The organism is Flavobacterium sp. (assembly GCF_039932285.1).
GTDB lineage: Bacteria > Bacteroidota > Bacteroidia > Flavobacteriales > Flavobacteriaceae > Flavobacterium.
On sequence record NZ_JBDTQE010000011.1, the window covers coordinates 21,356 to 43,988 of the forward strand.

At 29.8% G+C, this 22,633-nt stretch carries 23 protein-coding genes; 17 read left to right on the forward strand and 6 right to left on the reverse strand.

Translation table 11 applies throughout. The features are described 5' to 3' along the window. Position 1 precedes the first annotated feature (1 nt). From ABI549_RS03925 to hisIE, 14 genes are all read left to right on the forward strand, one after another. Positions 2-664, forward strand: a complete 663-nt coding sequence (locus ABI549_RS03925; RefSeq protein ID WP_348075148.1) for a response regulator transcription factor — start codon at positions 2-4, stop codon at positions 662-664. A gap of 7 nt (positions 665-671) precedes the next feature. Further along, complete coding sequence (locus tag ABI549_RS03930; protein ID WP_348075149.1) at positions 672-2,051, forward strand: HAMP domain-containing sensor histidine kinase; 1,380 nt, start codon at positions 672-674, stop codon at positions 2,049-2,051. Positions 2,052-2,124: 73 nt separating this feature from the next. After that, positions 2,125-6,459, forward strand: coding sequence for a CusA/CzcA family heavy metal efflux RND transporter (locus ABI549_RS03935; protein WP_348075150.1), 4,335 nt, complete (start codon positions 2,125-2,127; stop codon positions 6,457-6,459). Between the two features lie 10 nt (positions 6,460-6,469). After that, positions 6,470-7,585 (forward strand): efflux RND transporter periplasmic adaptor subunit, encoded by a 1,116-nt coding sequence (locus ABI549_RS03940; RefSeq protein ID WP_348075151.1) that lies wholly within the window; start codon positions 6,470-6,472, stop codon positions 7,583-7,585. Between the two features lie 12 nt (positions 7,586-7,597). Further along, on the forward strand, positions 7,598-8,716 hold the full coding sequence (locus tag ABI549_RS03945) for a VIT1/CCC1 transporter family protein (RefSeq protein ID WP_348075152.1): 1,119 nt from the start codon (positions 7,598-7,600) through the stop codon (positions 8,714-8,716). A gap of 99 nt (positions 8,717-8,815) precedes the next feature. Further along, entirely contained in the window at positions 8,816-9,307 is a 492-nt protein-coding gene (locus ABI549_RS03950) for a hypothetical protein (protein WP_348075153.1), read from the forward strand. A 257-nt stretch (positions 9,308-9,564) separates the two neighbouring features. Next, a complete protein-coding gene (hisG, locus tag ABI549_RS03955) occupies positions 9,565-10,422 on the forward strand; it encodes an ATP phosphoribosyltransferase (protein WP_348075154.1) in 858 nt (285 codons plus the stop codon). An 11-nt stretch (positions 10,423-10,433) separates the two neighbouring features. Beyond that, positions 10,434-11,714, forward strand: coding sequence for a histidinol dehydrogenase (gene hisD / locus ABI549_RS03960; protein ID WP_348075155.1), 1,281 nt, complete (start codon positions 10,434-10,436; stop codon positions 11,712-11,714). Between the two features lie 73 nt (positions 11,715-11,787). Then, positions 11,788-12,819 (forward strand): histidinol-phosphate transaminase, encoded by a 1,032-nt coding sequence (hisC, locus tag ABI549_RS03965; protein WP_348075156.1) that lies wholly within the window; start codon positions 11,788-11,790, stop codon positions 12,817-12,819. Further along, on the forward strand, positions 12,819-13,955 hold the full coding sequence (hisB, locus tag ABI549_RS03970) for a bifunctional histidinol-phosphatase/imidazoleglycerol-phosphate dehydratase HisB (protein ID WP_348075157.1): 1,137 nt from the start codon (positions 12,819-12,821) through the stop codon (positions 13,953-13,955). Before hisC ends, hisB begins: the two co-directional genes overlap by 1 nt. Positions 13,956-14,025: 70 nt before the next feature. Further along, positions 14,026-14,619 carry an imidazole glycerol phosphate synthase subunit HisH gene (gene hisH / locus ABI549_RS03975; protein ID WP_348075158.1) on the forward strand — a complete coding sequence of 198 codons (594 nt, stop codon included), beginning with the start codon at positions 14,026-14,028 and terminating at the stop codon, positions 14,617-14,619. 13 nt (positions 14,620-14,632) lie between these two features. Continuing rightward, positions 14,633-15,370 (forward strand): 1-(5-phosphoribosyl)-5-[(5-phosphoribosylamino)methylideneamino]imidazole-4-carboxamide isomerase, encoded by a 738-nt coding sequence (gene hisA, locus ABI549_RS03980; protein ID WP_348075159.1) that lies wholly within the window; start codon positions 14,633-14,635, stop codon positions 15,368-15,370. Between the two features lie 11 nt (positions 15,371-15,381). Next, positions 15,382-16,137 (forward strand): imidazole glycerol phosphate synthase subunit HisF, encoded by a 756-nt coding sequence (hisF, locus tag ABI549_RS03985; RefSeq protein ID WP_348075160.1) that lies wholly within the window; start codon positions 15,382-15,384, stop codon positions 16,135-16,137. 36 nt (positions 16,138-16,173) lie between these two features. Next, positions 16,174-16,773: a bifunctional phosphoribosyl-AMP cyclohydrolase/phosphoribosyl-ATP diphosphatase HisIE gene (gene hisIE, locus ABI549_RS03990; protein WP_348075161.1), complete on the forward strand. Its 600-nt coding sequence runs from the start codon at positions 16,174-16,176 to the stop codon at positions 16,771-16,773. Between the two features lie 121 nt (positions 16,774-16,894). Here hisIE and ABI549_RS03995 read toward each other — a convergent pair whose 3' ends face one another. The 3 genes from ABI549_RS03995 to ABI549_RS04005 all read right to left on the reverse strand — a co-directional run bounded on the left by ABI549_RS03995 (position 16,895) and on the right by ABI549_RS04005 (position 18,708). Beyond that, on the reverse strand, positions 16,895-17,419 hold the full coding sequence (locus ABI549_RS03995) for a GNAT family N-acetyltransferase (RefSeq protein ID WP_348075162.1): 525 nt from the start codon (positions 17,417-17,419) through the stop codon (positions 16,895-16,897). A gap of 109 nt (positions 17,420-17,528) precedes the next feature. Then, positions 17,529-18,257: a hypothetical protein gene (locus tag ABI549_RS04000; protein WP_348075163.1), complete on the reverse strand. Its 729-nt coding sequence runs from the start codon at positions 18,255-18,257 to the stop codon at positions 17,529-17,531. A 58-nt stretch (positions 18,258-18,315) separates the two neighbouring features. Beyond that, complete coding sequence (locus tag ABI549_RS04005; RefSeq protein WP_348075164.1) at positions 18,316-18,708, reverse strand: glyoxalase; 393 nt, start codon at positions 18,706-18,708, stop codon at positions 18,316-18,318. 89 nt (positions 18,709-18,797) lie between these two features. Between ABI549_RS04005 and ABI549_RS04010 the strand changes: the two genes are divergently transcribed. Both ABI549_RS04010 and ABI549_RS04015 read left to right on the forward strand, forming a co-directional pair. Beyond that, entirely contained in the window at positions 18,798-19,214 is a 417-nt protein-coding gene (locus ABI549_RS04010) for an NUDIX hydrolase (RefSeq protein ID WP_348075165.1), read from the forward strand. Continuing rightward, positions 19,211-19,597, forward strand: a complete 387-nt coding sequence (locus tag ABI549_RS04015) for a hotdog domain-containing protein (protein ID WP_348075166.1) — start codon at positions 19,211-19,213, stop codon at positions 19,595-19,597. Before ABI549_RS04010 ends, ABI549_RS04015 begins: the two co-directional genes overlap by 4 nt. A 71-nt stretch (positions 19,598-19,668) precedes the next feature. Here the strand turns inward: ABI549_RS04015 and ABI549_RS04020 are convergent, their stop codons facing one another. Further along, positions 19,669-20,031, reverse strand: coding sequence for a DUF983 domain-containing protein (locus ABI549_RS04020; protein ID WP_348075167.1), 363 nt, complete (start codon positions 20,029-20,031; stop codon positions 19,669-19,671). A gap of 94 nt (positions 20,032-20,125) precedes the next feature. Between ABI549_RS04020 and ABI549_RS04025 the strand changes: the two genes are divergently transcribed. Then, positions 20,126-20,986, forward strand: a complete 861-nt coding sequence (locus ABI549_RS04025; RefSeq protein ID WP_348075168.1) for a helix-turn-helix transcriptional regulator — start codon at positions 20,126-20,128, stop codon at positions 20,984-20,986. A 47-nt stretch (positions 20,987-21,033) separates the two neighbouring features. On the opposite strand, the gene ABI549_RS04030 is transcribed toward ABI549_RS04025, so the two are convergent. Further along, complete coding sequence (locus ABI549_RS04030; RefSeq protein WP_348075169.1) at positions 21,034-22,296, reverse strand: mechanosensitive ion channel domain-containing protein; 1,263 nt, start codon at positions 22,294-22,296, stop codon at positions 21,034-21,036. Next, a complete protein-coding gene (locus ABI549_RS04035) occupies positions 22,289-22,567 on the reverse strand; it encodes a DUF3817 domain-containing protein (RefSeq protein WP_348075170.1) in 279 nt (92 codons plus the stop codon). The genes ABI549_RS04030 and ABI549_RS04035 overlap by 8 nt, the downstream gene beginning before the upstream one ends. Positions 22,568-22,633: the final 66 nt, after the last annotated feature.

A 22,633-nucleotide genomic window follows, 5' to 3' on the forward strand; every position in this document is an offset into this window, starting at 1 on the left:
AATGTATATTTTAATAGTTGAAGATGAAATAGGAATTTCTAATTTCCTAAAACAAGGACTTGAAGAAGAAGGTTATAAAATTAAAACTGCTTCCGATGGATTACAAGGTTTTGAATTATCCGAAAAAGAAAAGTTTGATTTAATTTTATTAGATTGGATGTTGCCAAAAATGAGCGGATTAGAATTATGCAAAGCAATCCGGATAAAAAATACCACCACACCAATCATTTTTCTGACAGCAAAAGATACAGTACAAGAAACAATAGAAGGCTTAAAGGCTGGTGCTAATGATTATATGAAAAAACCGTTTAGTTTCGATGAATTAGTAGAGCGTATTAAGGTTAATTTTAGAAATCAGAAAAAAGAAGAAATTTTAAAACTTGGAACTATCAAAATATATGTTTTGCAACATCGAGTACTTATTAATGATCTAGAAGTTACGTTAACCCAGCGTGAATTCGAATTACTATCTTATTTAGTTAAAAATAAAGGAAAAGTTTGCTCTAGAACTCAAATAATCGAAGATGTTTGGAATATTCATTTCGATTACGATACAGGAGTAATAGACGTTTTTATGAATGCTATAAGAAAAAAACTTAACTTAAAAATTGAAGAAGATTATATAAAAACCATTCGCGGAGTAGGTTATATCGCAAACGATTAAACACATTATGTTTCAACTTTCTTTAAAAAATAGAATTGCATCAAATTATATTATTACTACAGGATTATTAATTTTTGTAGTGTTTCTTGGTATTTATTCTATTGTAAAATTTAGTGTGTATACCCATATAAATAATGACATTAAAGCTGAAGTTGAAAAACATCTAACTGAAATTGAAATAAAAAGTAACCATATTGGTCTAATTCATAATGACGAATGGAGAGAACGTGAACACAATACAGTTGCAGTAAATCCAGTTTTTATTCAGTTTTATGATAAAAATGGAATGATCGCAGAGAAATCTCCAAATCTCAAAATTCAATCTTTAGTTTTTAATTCAAAAATTAAAGATTATGAATTATTTGATACAAAGTTAGTTGACAAATCAATCCGACAAATTCAAGTTCCAATATTCGAAAATTCAATTAAAAGAGGATATTTGTTGGTAGCTATGTCATTAGAGGATTCAATAATGGTTCTTAATAATTTATCAAAAATATTAATAATTGCATATCCGCTAATCTTATTAATACTTTTTGTGATAGCAAGATTAATTGCTGGTAGAAGTATAAAACCAATAAGTGCAATAATAGAGACTGCTAATATAATCACAAAAGATAATCTCAAATCGCGAATTTTGTTGCCTCAAAATAAAGATGAACTTTTCGTGCTTTCAGAAACAATAAACAGTTTATTAGATAGAATTGAAAATACTATAGATAGAGAAAAACAATTTACATCAGATGCCTCTCACGAGCTGAGAACACCTCTAACTATAATAAAAGGAACGCTCGAAGTTTTAATTAGAAAACCTAGAAATCAAGATGAATATAAAGAAAAAATTAATTTTTGTATTTCGGAAGTTAATCGCTTAAATTACTTAGTCGATCAATTACTTTTACTTGCCCGTTTTGAAAACCAAAAACAAAGTATCAAAATTGAAAAAACGTATTTAAATGCTATAATTTTAGATATAGTTTCTCAATATTCAAGTATTATTCAAACTAAAAATATACATATTTCATCTAATTTTGATAAAGATTATTATGTAACAAGCGATAATTATTTATTATCAATCATCATTAATAATTTAATCTCAAATGCTTTAAAATATTCAAATAATAATTCGAATATAAATGTTTGTATCTCTGAAAATAATGGTAAAATAAAATGCCAAATTACCGATTTTGGAATAGGTATACCAAAAGAAGATTTAGAAAAAATATTCAATCAGTTTTATCGTTCAAAATCCATCGAAAATACTGAAATTAAAGGTACTGGACTCGGATTATCTATCGTAAAAAGATTAAGTGCTTTGCTTAATATTGATGTTAAGATTATGAGTCAGCAAAATATTGGAACTACTGTAGTTTTAAGTTTCTCATAAGCGTTTCTTAAGTGGTTCTTAAGAAATTTACATTCGTAATTTTATATTTTTGTGAAATATAAAAGTAAAAAAAATGCTTGAGAAAATAATTGCCTTCAGTTTAAAAAACAAACTTATTGTACTGCTTTTTACCTTACTGGTATTAGGTTTTGGACTTTTTTCACTAACTCAAATTTCTATAGGAGCGGTACCTGATGTGACTAATAATCAAGTCCAGGTAATAACTACTTCACGTAATCTTTCTACTCAAGATATTGAACAATTTATCACGTATCCTGTCGAAATTGAGATGGCAAATTTGCCAGGTGTTAAAGAAATTAGATCTATTTCAAAATTTGGACTTTCGGTAGTAACGATTGTTTTTGAAGATGACTTAGGAACGTATCTGCCAAGACAATTGATTGCCGAAAAAATAAAATCAGCTTCAGAAAAAATCCCACAAGGTTTTGGAACACCAGAAATGGGACCTATTACTACTGGTTTAGGTGAAATTTATCAATATACATTAGAAGTTAAGCCAGAATTTAAATCTCAATATTCAGTAACCGATTTACGAACATTACAAGATTGGGTTGTAAAACGTCAATTATCTGGTATAAAAGGAGTTGTAGAGATAAATACTTGGGGAGGATATCTTAAACAATACGAGATTGCAATAGTGCCTTCGAGTTTAAAAGCGATGAATATTACGACTTCCGATGTTTTTAATGCATTAGAAAAAAATAATAGTATTGCTGGTGGTGCTTATATTGAAAAAGTAAATCAAAGTTATTTTATTCGTGCCGAAGGAAAAGTAAAATCGATTCAAGATATTGAAAATATAGTGGTAAAAAATGCAAATGGTTTGCCAATTTATATCAAAAATGTTGCACAAGTACGTTACGGAAACGCCAATCGTTTTGGGGCAATTACCGGCAATGGTGAAGGCGAAAAAGTGCTAGGCCAAGTCATGATGCTAAAAGGAGGGAACTCTAAACAAGTAATAACTGATGTAAAAAATAGAGTAGCCGAAATTCAGAAAATATTACCTCAAGGAGTTTATATTAATGGTTTTTTAGAACGTAGCGAATTAGTAGGTAAAACTACTTTTACTGTTGCTGAAAATTTAATCTTAGGTTGTTTAATTGTAATTTTCGTAGTGGTTTTATTGCTCGGAAACTGGCGTTCAGGTTTGGTAGTAGCTTCGGTTATTCCGTTGTGTTTGCTATTTGCAATCTCCTTTATGAATATTTTTAAAATTGATGCTAACTTAATGAGTTTAGGTGCTATTGATTTTGGAATTATTATTGACGGAGCAGTTATTATTGTTGAATTTATAGCTTTCCAAATTGCACATAAATCGAAACATTTAGGTCACTTATCTAAAGAAGATCGTCAGATAGAGATTGATCAAATTACATATAAAAGTGCTTCTAAAATGATGAATTCGGCCATTTTTGGTCAATTAATTATTTTAATAGTTTTTATTCCAATTCTTTCCTTATCTGGTATTGAAGGCAAAATGTTTAAACCTATGGCCATGACTTTTAGTTTTGCTCTAGTAGGCGCTATGCTTTTTTGCTTTACGTATGTTCCTGTAGTCTCTTCCTTATTTTTAAAGCCTACCGAAGAAAATCCAAAATCATTATCCAATAGATTAATTCAGAAGCTAAATTCCTTTTATTTACCCGTAATTATTTGGGCGCTAGCGAATACTAAAAAAGTAATATATGGAGCAGTTGGTTTACTATTTTTAGCCATTGGTTTGTTTGCCACAATGGGAGGAGAATTTATTCCTACGCTCGATGAAGGAGATTTTGTCATTCAGCCAGTCTTAAAAACTGGAACTTCATTATCTAAAACTATTGAAACAACTACGAAAATAGAGAAAATAATCCTCAAAAAATTTCCTGAAGTAGATCAAGTTGTGAGCCGAATTGGAGCTGCCGAAGTTCCAACCGATCCTATGAGTATGGAAGAAAGTGATATTATAGTCAAATTGAAGCCAAAATCAGAATGGGTTTCTGCTTCAAGTAAAGACGAATTGGCCGACAAAATAAAAGAAGCAATCGAAAAGCAAATTCCAAATATGGAAATAGAGTTTACACAGCCTATAGAAATGCGTTTTAACGAATTAATTTCTGGAACTAGATCTGATGTGGCTGTCAAAGTTTTTGGTGAAGATTTGAATGTTTTGGCAAAAAAAGCGAATGAAATAAAAAAAGCAATAGAAAATATTGAAGGAGCTTCGGATGTAATTATCGAAAAAACGGAAGGTTTACCTCAAATGGCTGTGGTATATGATCGTTCAAAAATTGCACGTTATGGTTTAAATATTGCCGATTTAAATGAAATCATTGCGCTTGGTTTTGCAGGAAAAACAGTAGGAAATGTATTTGAAGGCGAAAAACGATTTGACATGGTGATTCGTTTAGATAAAACCAACAGACAGGATATTGAAGATGTACGAAATTTATATGTTTCAACACCAAACGGCCAACAAATTCCACTTAGTGAATTAGCTAGTATCGAATATACTGAAGGTCCAGCAAAAATTTCTAGAGACAACACCAATCGCAGGATTGTAGTGGGAATTAATGTGAGAAACCGAGATTTACAAAGCGTTGTAACGGATATTCAAAAAATAATCGATGCAAAAATTAAATTACCAGATGGCTACAGAGTAAGTTATGGCGGACAATTTGAAAACCTACAAAGTGCAAAAGCGCGTTTAGCTATTGCTGTTCCAATTGCTTTGTTTTTAATATTTATCTTATTGTATTTTGCTTTTGGAACAATAAAAGAAGCTTTAATGGTCTATTCTGCTATTCCATTATCAGCAGTAGGAGGTGTATTGTTTTTATGGATGAGAGATTTGCCTTTTAGTATCTCGGCAGGTGTTGGTTTTATAGCCCTTTTCGGAATAGCAGTATTGAACGGAATTGTACTTATTGAACATTTTAAAGAACTAAAACATAATGGAATGAAAGATATGGACGAATTAATCTTAAAAGGAACCACAGATAGATTGCGCCCTGTATTATTAACAGCAGCGGCAGCAGCTCTTGGATTTTTGCCAATGGCAATTTCGTCATCAGCAGGAGCAGAGGTGCAACGTCCATTAGCAACTGTTGTAATTGGAGGTTTGTTTACAGCAACGATTTTAACAATGGTAGTTTTACCTATTTTATATAAAGTTTTTGATGGTAAAGAATTTAAAAAAGCTAAATTTAAAATTCACAATAACACAACTATTATTATTTTGTTTTTAATGCTATCAACGGTTGCATTTTCACAAAATTCTAATCCTGAACTAAATGTTTTGTTAGGAAAAGCTATTGAAAATAATAAAGGTATTAAAGCATCTCAATTGCAAGTAGATAAAATGAAAGCCAATATTAAAACGGCATATACTTTCGATAAAACTACTATTTATTACAGTTACGATCAGAATAATTTAGCTTTAAACAATCAGCCTTTGAAGGTTTTTGGAGTACAACAACGATTTGCTTTCCCAACAGTTTATGGAGCTCAAAAGAAAGTATTAAATGCGGAGTATGAAAAAGAAAGTGCAAATTTTGAAATTCAAAAAAACAAATTAAATCTAGAGGTTTCTACTATTTACAATCATATTGTTTATTTACAACACCAAGAAAAATTGTATCATTATTTAGATAGCTTGTATCAAAATTTTTCAAAGGCTAGTGATAGACGTTTCGAATTAGGTGAAACCAATTATCTAGAAAAAATAACAGCTCAGGCCAAATTTAGAAAAATTAGCACCATGCTTTCTCAAATTGAAAAAGATAAAAAAGCACAGTACGAAATCTTACAGTCTTTAGTACAAGTAGATGAGAAAATTGTAATTATAAATAATAACATTGAACCTTTAAAAATATTAAGTAATGAAACAAGTAAGTCATTTTATTTATCTTATTTAGAAAGTATTACAAAAAATTATAAAAGTCAAATTAAGTTACAAAAGCAACATTGGTTACCTGATTTGAATGTAGATTATTTTCAAGGAAAAAATAATGGATTATCACAATCCTTATATGGTTTTCAAGTCGGAGTTGGCATACCATTATTGTATTTTGGAAATAAAGCCAAATCAAAAGTGGCACAACTCGAATTGCAATCTTGGGAACAACAAAAACAAAATGAAGAACAAAAAATTGATAGTTATATTCTTCAGAAAACAAGTGAATTAGCAAAATACCAAGAAGCAATTAATTATTATAATCAATTTGGAAAAAAATTGTCTGAAGAAATTATCAAAGTTGCAACGATGAGTTATAAGCACGGAGAAATTGATTTTTTTCAGTACATTCAAAGTTTAGATAATGCCACTACGATTCAAGTCGAATATTTAGAGTCTGTTTTACAATATAATAAAATACAATTAGATTTACAATACCTTAATTTTTAGTTAGATACCAATGAAAAAAACAATATATACATTTGCAATTGCCGCTTTATTATTTTCTTGTAAAGATGCTAAAGTTGAAGAAGTTAGTCCTAAAGATGATGGAATAATCTTAGTTACAAAGGAACAATTTGAATCTTCAGGAATGAAAATTTCTAGTCCAGAAGAGCAAGATTTTGATGTCACTATAAAAACATCTGGAAAAATCGATGTTCCGCCACAAAATAGAGCAAAAGTGACTTCTTTTATAGATGGTTATGTAAAATCTACCCAACTTTTAGTCGGAGATAAAGTGACAAAAGGGCAAGCTTTATTAACAATGGAAAATACTGAATTTCTGGATATTCAGAAAGATTATCTTGAAGTTGCAGAACAAATAAACTATTTAAAATCTGAATTCGAGAGACAAAAAACATTGTATGACGAAAAGATAACCTCTCAAAAAAATTATCTAAAAGCCGAAAGTGATTATAAAAGAACAAGAGGAATGTATCAGAGTTTAAAGGCTAAACTAGTACTTTTAAACATTAATCCTAGTAATGTAGAAAAAGGAAAATTAACTTCTGTTGTAACTATTTATGCTCCAATTTCTGGAGACATTGTGATTATGAATGCCAATGTGGGAATGTTCGTTGCGCCTTCAGATGTAATTCTAGAAATTGTTGATACTAATCATTTGCATTTAGAATTAGCTGTTTTTGAAAAAGACATTTTGAATGTAAAAGTTGGACAAAAAATTAATTTTACAGTCCCAGAAGCTACTAAAGAAGTTTTTAACGCAGAAGTGCATTTAGTTGGAAAGTCTATTGAAGGAAATGATAGAACCATTAATGTTCATGGGCATTTAGAAGATAATATTAAACAAAAATTACTAACAGGAATGTTTGTAGAGGCTGGAATCGTTACAAATTCTAAAAAAGGATTAGCAATCCCAACAGAAGCTTTAATTACAAAAAATAATAAGAATTTCGTGTTAGTGTTGGATAATGATAAAAATCAGTACTCATTTAAAAAAGTTGCAGTATCTTTAGGAGAAAAATCAGAGAAATTTATTGAGATAATCCCCAATAATCTTATTAATTCAAACTCGAAAATTCTAACAAAAGGAGTTTTTGATATTACCAATTAATTTAAATAATTTATGGATTTAAACAAATTAAAAGGACAGTTGCAAACTGAAGTTGATACTTCTTTTTTATACAAAAGCATAGCAGCTATTCAACAGGATGAAAATCTTAATAGGGTATTGTTGGCTTTAGCAAAAATAGAAGATGGCCATGCACAACACATGTTGATCGAAATTAAAAAGGAAAGTCCTAATGCAGTTTTACCAAATCCTTCATCAAGAGCTAAATTACAATTAAAATTAGGAAAGATTTTTGGCTACAGCTCTATAATTAGTAATTTATCAGGTGTTGAAAAGCAGTTTGCTATTAATACTGTAAAAAATAAAATTGAAGCAGGCGAAAAATTATCAGGTTTTGAACATAATCATTTAAAAATTATTGAAGCAGTTAATAGTAATGCAGCTTTAAATGTATCAGGTGGATTTCTTTCTAAATTTGAAAGCCGACACAAATCTGTTGGTGGAAATGCCTTGCGTGCTGCAGTTTTAGGAGCAAATGACGGATTGGTTTCTAATATGAGTTTGGTCATGGGTGTCGCTGGTGCAGCGGTAAACAACAATACAATTTTACTTACAGGTTGTGCAGGATTATTGGCAGGTGCTATTTCGATGGCATTAGGAGAATGGCTATCTGTTCAAAGTTCACGCGAATTGTACGAAAATCAAATAGCATTAGAAACTGCCGAATTAGAAGCTTCGCCTGAAGAAGAAGAAATGGAATTAGTATTGTTGTACCAAGCTAAAGGAATGACATTAGAAGAAGCTAAAAAATTAGCAAAAAAAGCATTTTTAACTAAAGAATCTGCAATTGAAACTTTAATAACTGAAGAGTTAGGAATAAATAAAGAAGAATTAAGTGGTTCTGCTTGGGAAGCAGCTATTACATCATTTATTTTATTTGCAATTGGAGCTATAATTCCATTATATCCATTTATGTTTTTAGAAGGAAAGAATGCAATATTTTTAAGTATAGGAAGTAGTGTTGTTGGATTATTCGGAATTGGTTCTGCGATAACATTATTTACTGGAAAACCAGTTTTATTTTCAGGAACAAGACAAGTTATTTTTGGATTACTTGCAGCTGCTGTAACTTATGGAATTGGTGCTTTGATTGGTGTTTCATTAGCAGGATAAGAATTCTACAACTAATTAAAAGAATTATGTAATAAATAAAGATATTAATAAGGCTATTTTTATGCTAAATCAATATTAACTTAATAAATCAAAAAAATCATGAACGATGCACATTTACACATGGTAGTAAACCATTTTCCAATTATTGGGACAATTTTTGGATTAGGAATCTTGATTGCAGGAATAATTTTAAAGAATAATTCTGCAAAAAATATTGCTTATTTTTTATTTATAATTTCAGCTATTTTTGCAGCATTTAGTATGGGAACAGGAGAAGGAGCCGAAGAGTTAGTAGAAGATATGCCAAATGTTGGTAAAAAAATTATTCATGAACACGAAGAATTAGCAGAAAAATTTGCTATAGTTTTATATGCTTTAGGAGTAGTATCTCTTGCCGGATTATATTTAAATCTTAAAAATCATGCGAAAGCAAATCTAATATCCTATTTAGCAGTTGTAATTTCTGTTGTAGGAGTTTTTTTAGCGCAACAAGTAGGTACATCAGGAGGGGAAGTACGTCATACTGAAATTAGAACAAATTCAATAGAAATACCAGTAAATAATGGAACTGAAGAAGAAGACAAAGATTAAACAAATCATAAATTATTGAAAATATAACAAAATAATTTGTTTTCTATTTTTATTTGAACCTATATTTGCAGTGTACTAAAAAAACAAAAATGTTTCTAAATCAATTACATCATCATCATTTTCATATTTGCTCTCAGGCGAAGTGTTAATGATATGCGTGTAAATCACAATATTCTAAAACCCGTTTGAGTACATCAAACGGGTTTTTTATTTTCTCCAAGCTGTACTCATTCCTAATATTTAATCAAAATAAAACAATGAGTACTTTAAAAATTGCAATTCAAAAATCAGGTCGCCTCAACGAGGATAGCTTAAAAATCTTAAAAGATTGTGGCATTTCAATCGACAATGGAAATGACCAGCTTAAAGCTTCCGCCTCCAATTTTCCGCTCGAAGTATTATTTCTTCGAAACTCAGACATTCCTCAATATTTAATAGATGGTGTTGTAGATATTGCTATTGTTGGGGATAATATTTTAGTTGAAAAAGGTGGAAATATCAAAATTGCCGAAAAATTAGGATTTTCAAAATGCCGAGTTTCTGTAGCGGTTCCTAAATCTTTTAATTTCAAATCTTTAGATGATTTAAAAAAAATGAGAATTGCAACCTCTTATCCCAATACAACCTTAAGTTATTTTAAAAATAACTATATAAAAGTCGAATTACACGAAATATCAGGTTCGGTCGAAATTGCTCCAAATATTGGACTTGCAGATGCGATTGTCGATATTGTTTCTAGTGGAAGTACGCTCTTTAAAAATAATTTAAAAGAAGTAGCTGTCATTATGCAAAGTGAAGCTGTTCTCGCTGTTTCTCCATTAATTAGTATTGAAAAGCAAGAAATATTAGACAAGTTAAGATTCCGAATTCAATCAGTACTTAGAGCTAGAAAGGCAAAATATATCTTAATGAATGTACCAAATGATAAAATACAGGCTATAACCGAAATTTTACCTGTTCTAAAAAGTCCAACAGTAGTGCCCCTAAGTGAAGTAGGTTGGTGTAGTGTACAATCGGTTATTGATGAAGATCAATTTTGGGAAGTAATAGATAAATTGAAAGCTGCTGGTGCCGAAGGTATTCTTGTTTGTCCAATTGAAAAAATGGTGATTTAAATTTAAATAAAATGATCAAAATATATAACTCAAAACCAGAAACTTGGTCAGAAATTCTAAAAAGACCAACGCAGACTTTCAATGATATTGAAGAAACTGTAAAAGGTATTTTTAAAGAAGTCCAACTAAAAGGAGATGTTGCTGTAGCAAAATACACTTCTTTATTTGATGGAATTTCAATTGAAAACATTGAAGTTTCTAATGAGGAAATAAAAGAAGCTTTTAATTTAGTTTCAGAAGAATTGAAACTGGCTATTAATTTGGCCAAATCTAATATTGAAAAATTCCACAACGCTCAAAAAACTTCAAAAATTGAAGTTGAAACGATTGAGGGTGTAAAATGTTGGCAAGAAAAAAGACCAATTCAGAAAGTAGGATTATATATTCCAGGCGGAACTGCACCTTTGTTTTCAACCGTTTTAATGTTAGCTGTTCCTGCTCAAATCGGGGGTTGCAAAGAAATTATTCTATGTTCACCACCAGACAAATCAGGGAAAATAAATCCAGCTATTTTATATGCTGCTAATTTATGTGGTGTAACAAAAATACTGAAAGTAGGAGGGATCCAAGCTATTGCGGGAATGACTTTTGGCACAGAAACCATTCCAAAAGTGTATAAAATTTTTGGGCCAGGAAACCAGTTTGTAACTGTTGCAAAACAATATGCTACTCGATTTGGGGTTGCTATCGATATGCCTGCAGGGCCAAGCGAATTGCTTATTGTTGCAGATGAAACTGCCATTCCAAGTTTTGTTGCTTCGGATTTGTTAAGTCAAGCAGAACATGGAACTGACAGTCAAGTTATTTTAGTCTCAACTTCAAAAGAATTAATTGAGGCTGTTGAAATTGAAATCAATACTCAAATAGAAGTTTTACCAAGAAAAAATATCGCACAAAAAGCTATGGAAAATTCTAAACTAATTTACGTTGAAAATGATAAAATTGCTTTGGATTTAATTAATGACTATGCTCCAGAACATTTTATTATTTGCACTAAAGACGAAGATTTTTACATTGATAATATTCAAAATGCAGGTTCTGTTTTCATAGGGAATTATACACCTGAAAGTGCTGGGGATTATGCTTCTGGAACCAATCATACTTTACCAACAAATGGTTATGCTAAAAATTATTCGGGTGTAAATTTAGATAGTTTTTTAAAATCGATGACTTTCCAGAAAATATCTAAAAAAGGTATTCAAAACATTGGTAAAGCGATAGAAATCATGGCGGATGCCGAAGGTTTGCAAGCACACAAAAATGCTGTGACTTTAAGATTAAATTATAAATAATTAGAAAAAAGATACAAGAAGCAAGATTTTATAAGTCTTTATTCTTGCTTCTTTCATCTGTAAATTCAAAACAATGAACATAAACAATCTCATCCGAGAAAATATAAATAATATGCAATCTTATTCTTCTGCACGAGACGAATTTAAAGATTTTAGTCACAATATGGTTTTTCTTGATGCTAACGAAAATCCATTTTCTAATGGAATAAATCGTTATCCAGATCCGCAACAAAAAATTCTGAAAAGTATTTTATCTAAACAAAAAAAAATTAATGAAAATCAAATTCTGTTAGGAAACGGAAGTGACGAAGTACTAGATTTATTATTCAGAGCATTTTGCGAACCCAATAAAGACAATATAATTACGCTTCCGCCAACTTACGGAATGTATGGTGTTTTAGCCAATATTAATGCCATCGAAAATATAGAAGTCTTATTGTCTAATGATTTTCAGCCCAATATTGATTCCATATTAAAGAATGTAAATGAACAAACTAAAATGATTTTTCTTTGTTCTCCTAACAATCCAACAGGAAATTCTTTTGATGATCAAGCGGTTTTATCATTACTAAAAAATTTTAATGGTCTTGTGGTTATTGATGAAGCTTATATCGATTTCTCTAAAAATGAAAGTTGGTTACAAGAAATAAACGAATATCCAAATCTTGTTATTACGCAAACACTGTCAAAAGCGTATGCAATGGCTGGTTTAAGAGTTGGTATTTTGTATGCTTCTTCAGAAATAATTGCAGTATTAAATAAAATAAAACCACCATATAATATAAATAATCTATCACAAGAAACGGCAATAAAAAAATTAGAACAAACAACATTAGATTTTCAAGTAAAAAAAATTATAAATGAAAGAATAAAGATGGTTCAATCATTATCATCTATGTCATTTATAGAAAAAATATATCCTTCGGATGCCAATTTTATTTTAATAAAAGTTGACGATGCAAACAAGAGATACAACCAACTAATCGAAAAAGGAATCGTAATTAGAAATAGAAGTAATCAGGCTTTGTGCGAAAATTGCTTAAGAATTACTGTTGGTACCAAAGAAGAAAATGAACAATTAATCACCGTTTTAAAATCATTATAATGAAGAAAAAAGTATTATTTATAGACCGTGACGGAACAATGATTAAAGAAACGATCGACGAGCAAATAGATGGTTTCGATAAAATGATTTTTTACCCGAAATGTATTCCTTTTTTAAGTAAAATTGCGAAAGAATTAGATTACGAACTGGTTATGATTACCAATCAAGACGGATTGGGAACGTCTAGTTTTCCTGAAAATACTTTTTGGCCTGTACATAATTTTATAATGAAAACCTTTGAAAATGAAGGTGTTATTTTTGATAAAGTTTGTATCGACAGAACGTTTCCATCTGAAAATGCCAATACTAGAAAACCAAAAACGGGAATGCTAACCGAGTATTTTTCGGAAGCGTATGATTTACAAAACTCATTTGTAATTGGCGATCGATTGACGGATGTCGAATTGGGTAAAAATTTGGGTTCGAAAGCTATTTTTATAAATGATTATACCAATTTAGGAACAGGAGAAATATCGGTAAAAAAAGAAGAATTAAACCAATATATTGCTTTAGAAACTAATGATTGGCAAAAAATTTATGAGTTCCTGAAACTCGAAAATCGTTCCGTTTCTATCGTTAGAAAAACAAATGAAACTGATATTTCTATCCAATTAAATCTTGACGGAACGGGCAAAAGTAAAATAAATACTGGAATCGCTTTTTTCGATCACATGCTAGATCAAATTGCTCGCCACGGACAAATGGATTTAGAAATTCTTGTAAAAGGTGATTTACAAGTTGACGAACACCACACAATTGAAGACACAGCCATTGCTTTAGGAGAAGTTTTCGCACAAGCTTTAGGAAACAAATTAGGAATCGAACGCTACGGATTTTGTTTGCCCATGGACGACTGTTTGGCACAAATAGCGATCGATTTTGGTGGCCGAAATTGGTTGGTTTGGGAAGCCGAATTCAAACGTGAAATGATTGGACAAATGCCAACCGAAATGTTTTTTCACTTCTTCAAATCTTTTTCCGATGGTGCAAAAGCCAACATAAATATTAAAGCACAAGGTACGAATGAACATCACAAAATTGAAGCTATTTTTAAAGCTTTTGCTAAAGCCATAAAAGTAGCTGTAAAACGAGATTCAGAAAAAATGATTTTGCCAAGTACCAAAGGGTTACTCTAGTTTATAGTTTCAGGTTTAAAGTTATCAACAGCGCTTTAAACTTTAAAACATTAAACTTTAAACAAATAACATGAAAATAGTCATTATAAATTACGGAGCAGGAAACATACAAAGCATTCAGTTTGCTCTACAAAGATTGGGTTACGAAGGTATTTTGTCAAATAATATCGCCGAAATTCAATCGGCAGACAAAGTGATTTTTCCAGGTGTTGGAGAAGCAAGTTCTGCAATGAAAAAACTCCGAGAAAGCGGTTTAGATAAACTAATTCCCAATCTGAAACAGCCAGTTCTAGGTATTTGTCTAGGAATGCAACTCATGTGTAACTCATCAGAAGAGGGAAATACTATCGGTTTGGGAATTTTTGATGTAGATGTTATTAAATTTTCTACTGCTGTAAAAGTGCCACAAATGGGTTGGAATATCATTTATAATTTGAAATCTAATTTGTTCTCAGGTATTTCTGAAAACGAATACATGTATTTAGTTCACAGTTATTATGCCCCAAAATGTGCCGAAACCATTGCGTTTACTAATTATGAAAAAGAATATTCGTCAGCATTGAAAAAAGATAATTTTTACGGAGTACAATTTCATCCAGAAAAAAGCGGAAAAATAGGAGAGCAAATTCTTTTTAATTTTTTAAATCTAAAATCGTTAATCTAAAATCTAAAATCTCGTGAGAATAATCCCAGCCATAGACATCATCGACGGGAAATGTGTCCGACTTTCCAAAGGCGATTATAATACTAAAATAATATATAACGAAAATCCACTCGAAGTAGCCAAAGAATTTGAAGCCCACGGGATTCAATATTTGCATTTGGTCGATTTAGATGGTGCTAAGTCAAGCCAAATTGTAAACTACAAAATTTTGGAACAAATTGCTTCTCAAACATCATTAAAAATTGATTTTGGTGGTGGATTAAAGTCCGATAACGATTTGCGAATTGCTTTCGAATCTGGTGCTAACCAAATAACTGGCGGAAGTATTGCGGTCAAAAATCCTGATTTATTCAAAGAATGGATTTTAAAATATGGATCTGATAAAATAATTTTAGGTGCCGATGCAAACAACGAAAAAGTAGCTGTTTCGGGTTGGCTAGAAGAAAGTAAAGAAGAATTAATTCCGTTTATTCAAAACTATCAAAACAATGGAATTCAGTATGTAATTTGTACTGATATTGCAAAAGACGGTATGTTAGAAGGCCCAAGTTTCGATTTGTATGCAAAAATTTTGCAGGAAGCTAAAGGAATTAAACTCATAGCTTCTGGTGGAATTTCCGCTTTTGATGAATTACCAAAACTAGCCGAATTAGGCTGCGAGGGAACTATTATTGGAAAAGCAATTTACGAAAACAGAATTACATTAAAACAATTGGAAAATTTCATCCTATCTATACCTGACAGGTTTTAAAAACAAAAAAAATGCTCACAAAAAGAATAATTCCTTGTCTAGACATTAAAAACGGAAGAACCGTAAAAGGAGTCAATTTTCTAGATTTAAAAGATGCAGGGGATCCAGTAGAATTAGCCAAAAAGTACTCTGACGAAGGAGCAGACGAATTGGTTTTTCTAGACATTTCTGCTACCGAAGAAGATAGAAAAACGCTAATCGATTTGGTTCGAAAAGTAGGAGAAACCATCAATATTCCGTTTACTGTTGGCGGCGGAATTTCATCTGTAAATGATGTAGAAATATTGCTAAAAAATGGCGCCGATAAAGTGTCAATTAATTCTTCGGCAGTTAAAAATCCGCAATTAATAAATGATTTGGCTTTGGCTTTTGGAAGCCAATGCATTGTGGCGGCTATCGATGCCAAGCAAATTAACGGAAATTGGAAAGTACATCTCGTAGGAGGAAAAATTGCTACAGAAATTGATTTATTCGATTGGGCAAAAGAAGTTGAAAATCGTGGAGCAGGAGAAATTCTTTTTACCTCGATGGACAATGATGGCACAAAAAATGGTTTTGCAAATGAGGCATTAGCCAAATTATCGCAAACTGTAAATATTCCAATTATTGCTTCTGGTGGTGCAGGAACAATACAGCATTTTTCCGATGTTTTTCTTTTGGGAAATGCTGATGCTGCTTTGGCTGCCAGTGTTTTTCACTTTCAAGAAATTGGAATTTTAGAGCTAAAAAAGGAATTAAATAGAAATAATATAAAAATTAGAATTTAATCATATATACCTGACAGGTTTAGTAAACAAAATAATATGAAACCAAACTTTCAAAAAAATACAGACGGATTAATTCCAGCTATTATTCAAGATACTATTTCTAAAACAGTTTTGATGCTCGGTTACATGAACGAAGAAGCATATAATAAAACTTTAGAAACCAAATTAGTTACTTTTTTTAGCCGTTCAAAAAATAGATTATGGACAAAAGGCGAGGAGAGTGGTAATTTTTTGAACCTTGTCGATGTTAAATTAGATTGCGATAACGACACTTTTTTAGTACAAGTAAATCCAGAAGGAAATACTTGTCATACAGGTTCATATAATTGCTGGCAAGAATCTAAAAATGAGAATTTTAATTTTTTATTAAAATTAGAAAATACGATTTCAGAAAGAAAAGAAACTGCCAATTCCGATACAAGTTATGTAGCCAGTTTGTTTCAGAAAGGAATTAATAAAATTGCGCAAAAAGTAGGAGAGGAGGCAATAGAAATGGTCATTGAAGCCAAAGACAATAATGATGTCTTATTTTTGAGCGAAAGTGCCGATTTGCTTTTTCATTACCTCATTTTATTGCAAGCCAAAGGGTTTAAATTACAAGATATTGTTAATATTTTAGAATCGAGAGATAAATAATTTGTAAAGAGCTATAATTAGAACAGTTGTGTATACTTGAACTAAAAACTAAAAGTAGAAAGCTACTTTTAGTTTTTTATGTAGAAAATTCAAATCAGGCTAATGTTTAAAGATTAAACATTTAATAGCTCAATTTGAGTTTCATCATGATGTCGGTCTGTTCGTCATTTCCTAATTTGAAAATATGTTTGTCAAACTCAATGAAACCATTTTTCTTGTAAAAGCTTATTGCTCTTAGGTTTTCTTCCCATACACCTAACCAAATATAGGCTACAATTTTCTGTTTTGCTATCTGGATTGTTTTATCGTACAATAATTGTCCAACGCTTTTTCCGTGAAACTCTTTTGAAACATAAATTCGTTCAATTTCAAGTGCTTTACTATCTTTTAGTTCTGTTTGAGATTCTCCAAAGTTAATTTTTAAGTAACCAATAACTACATCGTCAAGCGTTGCAAAATAAAACTCGGAGTTCTTGTCGTTAAGTTCCTTAATTAGTTTTTCTTTAGAAAATCCTTCATCCAAATAACTTTTCATATTTTCTTCAGAGTTTGATTCTGAAAATGTTTCTTGAAAAGTTTGTCTGCCAATTTTTTGTAATTGGTCAATATCGTTTGGTATTACTGTTCTAATTTCAATATTTGACATACTTTTTTTAGATATTTTTATTTCATTTTAAAATTCATTCCGTCAATTGAAATTAAACATTCTCCAACATTATAGCCGATATCAAAATGAATATCAATATTCCTGAATTTCATACTTGATTGATTTCTCCTGCTGATTGATATGGTTTACAACCAAAGAAATCCGCAATATTTAATTGGGTTCCTCCTCCAATGCTTTGATATTTTCCTGAAGCAATAATTTCACTCATAACTATTAATGGGGTTCTCCAATATTTCAAATTTTTATCTTTTTCATCTAAGATCATTTTATTTTTTATTTCTTCAAATATTTCATTTTTCATATCTCCAATTAAATAAACTAAATTCTCATCTTTAATTTCCTCTTTACAATAAATTACGTCATTTAGAATATTTTTTTTAGATATATAAAATCTTTTAAATTTCATTGTTTTATGACAAAAACCATATGTTAGTGCTTCAAAATTATTCATATTTGAACAAATGGATTTACTGTAATAATCTACTACTTTGGAAACAATAGATGATATGCTTTCTAAATCAGGAATTTCATCTCCAGAACCAGCTAAATTAGAGAGTATTGTATTTAAAGTTGCATAACAATTTAATCCAACTAATGAACTTCCTGCAAATGCAAATCCTATACTATGACTATAATATACATCTCTTCTTTGAGGATGTTTAGAAATGTCTTTACAAATTATTTGTAATTCAAAAATTTTACTACTTTCTAGACTTAAATTAGTATTTGTCGATATATCTGAGATTTTAGTGTCACCAATAGTCCAAATTGAATTTGAATCATTTTCTTTATTTATCCAATTAGCTATTGCCGTCATAATAATATCTACAATTTCTATCTTTGCGAACTTATAACTTTATCAAGACAAATTGCATTTATTCTTCCAATAATTGCAATTGGCTTTTTAGTCTTTCAACTAATAAATTCATCATTCTTTTGTTTAAGTTTGATGAATTTTTTATATAATCTTGGTATTCATGAACGGTAAAAAAACCAATAACCATTCCTTTTAGAGAGTTTCTTAATTTGATGTCTTTTTGAATCACGTTTTCAATATAACTTTGTTTTTTTTCGGGTGTTAATGAAAAAAAGACGCTTTTTTGCTTCTGAGCATAATTAATAAAAACTTGAATAAGCAAATCGTTTTGCAATTTTAAAATAGGTCGCAAAGTAATATTCTGAAAAGCTTCTTCTTCCGATGATTGTGGCGTTACTATACCTAAAGCGCCACCTCTTAAATCAAAAATTGTTGTATCACGATTTTCCATTTGTTTTTCTTTTAAAATTAAGAAATATAGCAGTTTATTTGTGGCTAAAATATAAAAGTTATTAGTAATTTAGTGTTGAAAACATAATTATGAGAACTTCAAAAATATTTGTCACTGTAGATGCTGTTATTGTCAAAAAAACGACTGATAATCAATTGCTTTTAATAAAAAGAAAGAATGAACCTTTTCAAAATTGGTGGGCTTTACCTGGTGGTTTTGTTGATGAAAATGAAGATTTAGAAGTAGCTGCAAAACGAGAATTAGAAGAGGAAACGCAAATAAAAATAGATTCTTTGCAACAAATTGGTACTTTCGGGAAACCTTTTCGTGATCCTAGAGGACACATGATTTCGGTGGCTTATTTTGGAGAAGTTTCAGCAAATACAATAGCAATCGCTTCAGATGATGCAAAGGAAGTGGCTTGGTTTTCTATAAACGAATTACCTAATTTAGCCTTCGATCATCAAGAAATTATAGAAAAAGCTTTAAAAATAGTTAAAACATGAGATTTCATACTAGAAAATGGGTAAAACCACAAGATTTAAACCCAAATCATACACTTTTTGGCGGACAGTTATTGGCTTGGATAGATGAAGAATTGGCTTTATATTCGATTGTGCAACTCGAAAATCCTAGAATTGTGACCAAACACATGTCGGAAATTAATTTTATAAGCTCTGCAAAACAAGGAGATATTATCGAAATTGGTATCGATGTGGTTAAGTTTGGCAATTCATCATTGACACTAAAATGCGAAGCCAGAAACATTATGACTCGGGAAACGATTATCAGAATAGATTCGGTAACAATGGTAAGTCTAGGCGCTAATGGCAAACCACAAGCCCATGGAAAAACAGAAATAGAGTTTGTTAGAAATAGGATAAAATAGGACAAAGTTTATAATCTTTGGCAGATGTTTTTTTATTTTGTTATTTTTTTGGAATTTTAAACAATTATTATTTATGCCGAATAGTTTTTAAACATATAAATCCAAATCATTCTTGATAATCGAATATTAAAAAAACATAATACCACCACCACACTACAAATGATAGGTATAATTCTTAAGTCGAATGTTTTATCAAAAAATTGATGGGCAATAAAATAAGTTATTAAGCCTTCTATAACTGTTAATGCGTAGCTTACGAACATAGCTCCAAAAAAATAACCAGGTTCTTTTTTAAATTTGAAATTACATTCACTACAATATTCATTCATTTTTGGAAAACCAATACTAAAGAAAAAATTTTTGTCTCTAAATACTTTTCCTTTGTTACATTTTGGACATTCATTACTGAAAATGTGTTTTATTGTACTAATCATAAGAATCTTTTTTTATGATACAAATTTATGATATAAGGATGAATAATAATTTTCTTATATTCGCTAAAAATGGTAAAATTAAGACATTTTGTTTATGGAAAAACAACCTATTTATCAGATAAATAAATTTTATTGCGAGTCGAGTGAAAATGATTTGTATGTGAATGATTTTAAATCACATTTGGTTAACAATAGTTTTATTGAAAACACCCATAGCCACAACTTTTATTTATTAGTTTTATTTACCCAAGGAAACGGAATACATATAATTGATTTTGATAGATTTGAAATAAAAATTGGTTGTCTTTATTTTCTTAAACCAGGTCAAGTTCATAGTTGGCAACTTTCAGAGGATATCGATGGTTATATTGCTTTTTATTCTCAGGAGATTTATAATTTATATTTTGGGAAAAAAAAATTAGAAGATTATTCTTTTTATAGAACTTTAATAAATACCCCAGAATTAGTTTTGACGGAATTACAGATTTTAGAATTTAAACAATATTTTGATATATTGATTTATGAAAATAGAGATAATAAATTAAGTAAATCTGATAAGCTATTAAATATTCTTGATGTTATTCATATAGAAATAGATAGAATATACAACTCAATAGATAATCATTCTATTCATTCTTATAATTTTAAAATTAATGAACTAAAAAACCTTGTAAATAGTCATTATAAAGAAGAAAAATCCCCATCTTATTATGCTAACATGATGAATATTAGTTTGAAACATTTAAATAGAATTTGTAAAAATGTTTTAAATATAACATTAACGGAATTTATTTATAGAAAAATTATTTTAGAAAGTAAACGATTATTATCAATAAAAGGAGTAACTATTAGTGAAGTTGCAAATGAATTTGGTTTTGAAAATTATTCTTATTTTACTAAAGTTTTTAAAAAATATACAGGAGTAACACCGCAAAATTTTAAAAAAAATATTTAAGAAGATGCTTATTTGATTAGACATAATATAGCTTACATATTAATACTTTAAGCCTCTGTAACACCATTTTTACTAGAAGGCATCTCAAAAATTTGCAAATCAAAATAGACTACAGAAGCCAATATATGATCGAAAATATCACTCATGATGTATTCGTAATTTTCAAAACGTTTGTCACTTGTAAAAGCATAAATTTCTAACGGAATTCCCTGAGCAGTTGGTTGCAAATGTCTGCAAAGCAATATCATATCTTTATTTAGACTTGGATAATTTTCTAAATAATTAGTCAAATATTTTCTAAAAAGTCCAAAATTTGTCAAATTTCTACCATTTACCGATAGCGATTTGTCCACATTATATTGTGAATTGTATTTGTTTATATCGGCTTGCTTTTTTTCGATATAGGTTTTTATTAGTTGTATTTTTTTTAATTCTTCTAATTCTTCGTCTTTTATAAAACGAATGCTACTCGATTTTATCAAAATATGACGTTTTATACGTCTTCCATCGGCATTTAGCATACCACGCCAGTTCCTGAAACTATCAGAAATTAAGCTATAAGTCGGAATTGTAGTGGTTGTATTATCAAAATTTCGAACTTTTACAGTAGCTAGATTTATTTCGATAACATCACCATCGGCACCAAATTTATCCATCGTAATCCAATCTCCAATTCGAACCATGTCATTTACCGAAACCTGAATACTGGCAACAAAACCTAAAATAGTATCTCTAAAAATTAATAAAATAATAGCCGAAATAGCTCCAAAAGTAGTCAGAAGATCTCCAATTTGTATTTCAAATAATTTAGATAATATGGCGGTAAAACCTATCATCCAAAGGATAATCATGATAACTTGAATGTAACTATCTATGGGTTTATCACTATAAGTTGGAATCGTTTTTAGATGATCTCGAAGGGCATTAAAAACCGTTCTAATGATCCATAAAACTAGTAAAATGATATAAATTCCCACTAATTTCCCAAAAATGAATTCCCAAGAATTAAAATCTTCAAGGATAATAGGAACCGATTTATAAATATAAATAAGCGGAATAAGATGTGAAATGTATTTTGCTGTTTGATTAGAAACTAATAAATCATCAAACTTAGTTTTTGTTCTTTTTGCCACAATCGCCATAATTGTAACTAAAATAAACCTGAATATCATATATAAAATATACGAAATAACAAAAAGTACGATTAAATTTACAATTAAGCCTAAATAGGAAGCGATGGTTTCATTAACACCAAATTTTATTAAAAGTTTATCACACCAACCAAATAATTTCTCAGTGAATTTAAGCATCTTTCAAATATTTTTTTTCGATATAAAATGTACCAAAAGGAGGAATGGAAGCCAAACAAATTTCAGCATATTTCTTTATATTCCAGCTTTCTTTAAATTTTAATATTGTTGCAATAATAATATAAGTCGTAAATAATATTCCGTGCGCCATTCCTATATGTTTAACATAAATAGAATTATCGAAAATATATTTCATTGGCATAGCAAAAAAGAATAACAATAATGCAGAAATTCCTTCTGTAATTGCAAGATATTTGAAAAATTTAAGCATTGTAAGTTTTATAAATTGATTTAATTGCAAAATTAGGAATTATCATCGATTATATAAGTATAACAA

Bases quoted from the DNA above. Each gene is read 5' to 3' on its own strand.
- ABI549_RS03925 (WP_348075148.1), top strand. From the start codon at position 2: ATGTATATTTTAATAGTTGAAGATGAAATAGGAATTTCTAATTTCCTA.
- ABI549_RS03930 (WP_348075149.1), top strand. From the start codon at position 672: ATGTTTCAACTTTCTTTAAAAAATAGAATTGCATCAAATTATATTATT.
- ABI549_RS03935 (WP_348075150.1), top strand. From the start codon at position 2,125: ATGCTTGAGAAAATAATTGCCTTCAGTTTAAAAAACAAACTTATTGTA.
- ABI549_RS03940 (WP_348075151.1), top strand. From the start codon at position 6,470: ATGAAAAAAACAATATATACATTTGCAATTGCCGCTTTATTATTTTCT.
- ABI549_RS03945 (WP_348075152.1), top strand. From the start codon at position 7,598: ATGGATTTAAACAAATTAAAAGGACAGTTGCAAACTGAAGTTGATACT.
- ABI549_RS03950 (WP_348075153.1), top strand. From the start codon at position 8,816: ATGAACGATGCACATTTACACATGGTAGTAAACCATTTTCCAATTATT.
- hisG (WP_348075154.1), top strand. From the start codon at position 9,565: ATGAGTACTTTAAAAATTGCAATTCAAAAATCAGGTCGCCTCAACGAG.
- hisD (WP_348075155.1), top strand. From the start codon at position 10,434: ATGATCAAAATATATAACTCAAAACCAGAAACTTGGTCAGAAATTCTA.
- hisC (WP_348075156.1), top strand. From the start codon at position 11,788: ATGAACATAAACAATCTCATCCGAGAAAATATAAATAATATGCAATCT.
- hisB (WP_348075157.1), top strand. From the start codon at position 12,819: ATGAAGAAAAAAGTATTATTTATAGACCGTGACGGAACAATGATTAAA.
- hisH (WP_348075158.1), top strand. From the start codon at position 14,026: ATGAAAATAGTCATTATAAATTACGGAGCAGGAAACATACAAAGCATT.
- hisF (WP_348075160.1), top strand. From the start codon at position 15,382: ATGCTCACAAAAAGAATAATTCCTTGTCTAGACATTAAAAACGGAAGA.
- hisIE (WP_348075161.1), top strand. From the start codon at position 16,174: ATGAAACCAAACTTTCAAAAAAATACAGACGGATTAATTCCAGCTATT.
- ABI549_RS03995 (WP_348075162.1), bottom strand. From the start codon at position 17,419: ATGTCAAATATTGAAATTAGAACAGTAATACCAAACGATATTGACCAA.
- ABI549_RS04000 (WP_348075163.1), bottom strand. From the start codon at position 18,257: ATGACGGCAATAGCTAATTGGATAAATAAAGAAAATGATTCAAATTCA.
- ABI549_RS04005 (WP_348075164.1), bottom strand. From the start codon at position 18,708: ATGGAAAATCGTGATACAACAATTTTTGATTTAAGAGGTGGCGCTTTA.
- ABI549_RS04010 (WP_348075165.1), top strand. From the start codon at position 18,798: ATGAGAACTTCAAAAATATTTGTCACTGTAGATGCTGTTATTGTCAAA.
- ABI549_RS04015 (WP_348075166.1), top strand. From the start codon at position 19,211: ATGAGATTTCATACTAGAAAATGGGTAAAACCACAAGATTTAAACCCA.
- ABI549_RS04020 (WP_348075167.1), bottom strand. From the start codon at position 20,031: ATGATTAGTACAATAAAACACATTTTCAGTAATGAATGTCCAAAATGT.
- ABI549_RS04025 (WP_348075168.1), top strand. From the start codon at position 20,126: ATGGAAAAACAACCTATTTATCAGATAAATAAATTTTATTGCGAGTCG.
- ABI549_RS04030 (WP_348075169.1), bottom strand. From the start codon at position 22,296: ATGCTTAAATTCACTGAGAAATTATTTGGTTGGTGTGATAAACTTTTA.
- ABI549_RS04035 (WP_348075170.1), bottom strand. From the start codon at position 22,567: ATGCTTAAATTTTTCAAATATCTTGCAATTACAGAAGGAATTTCTGCA.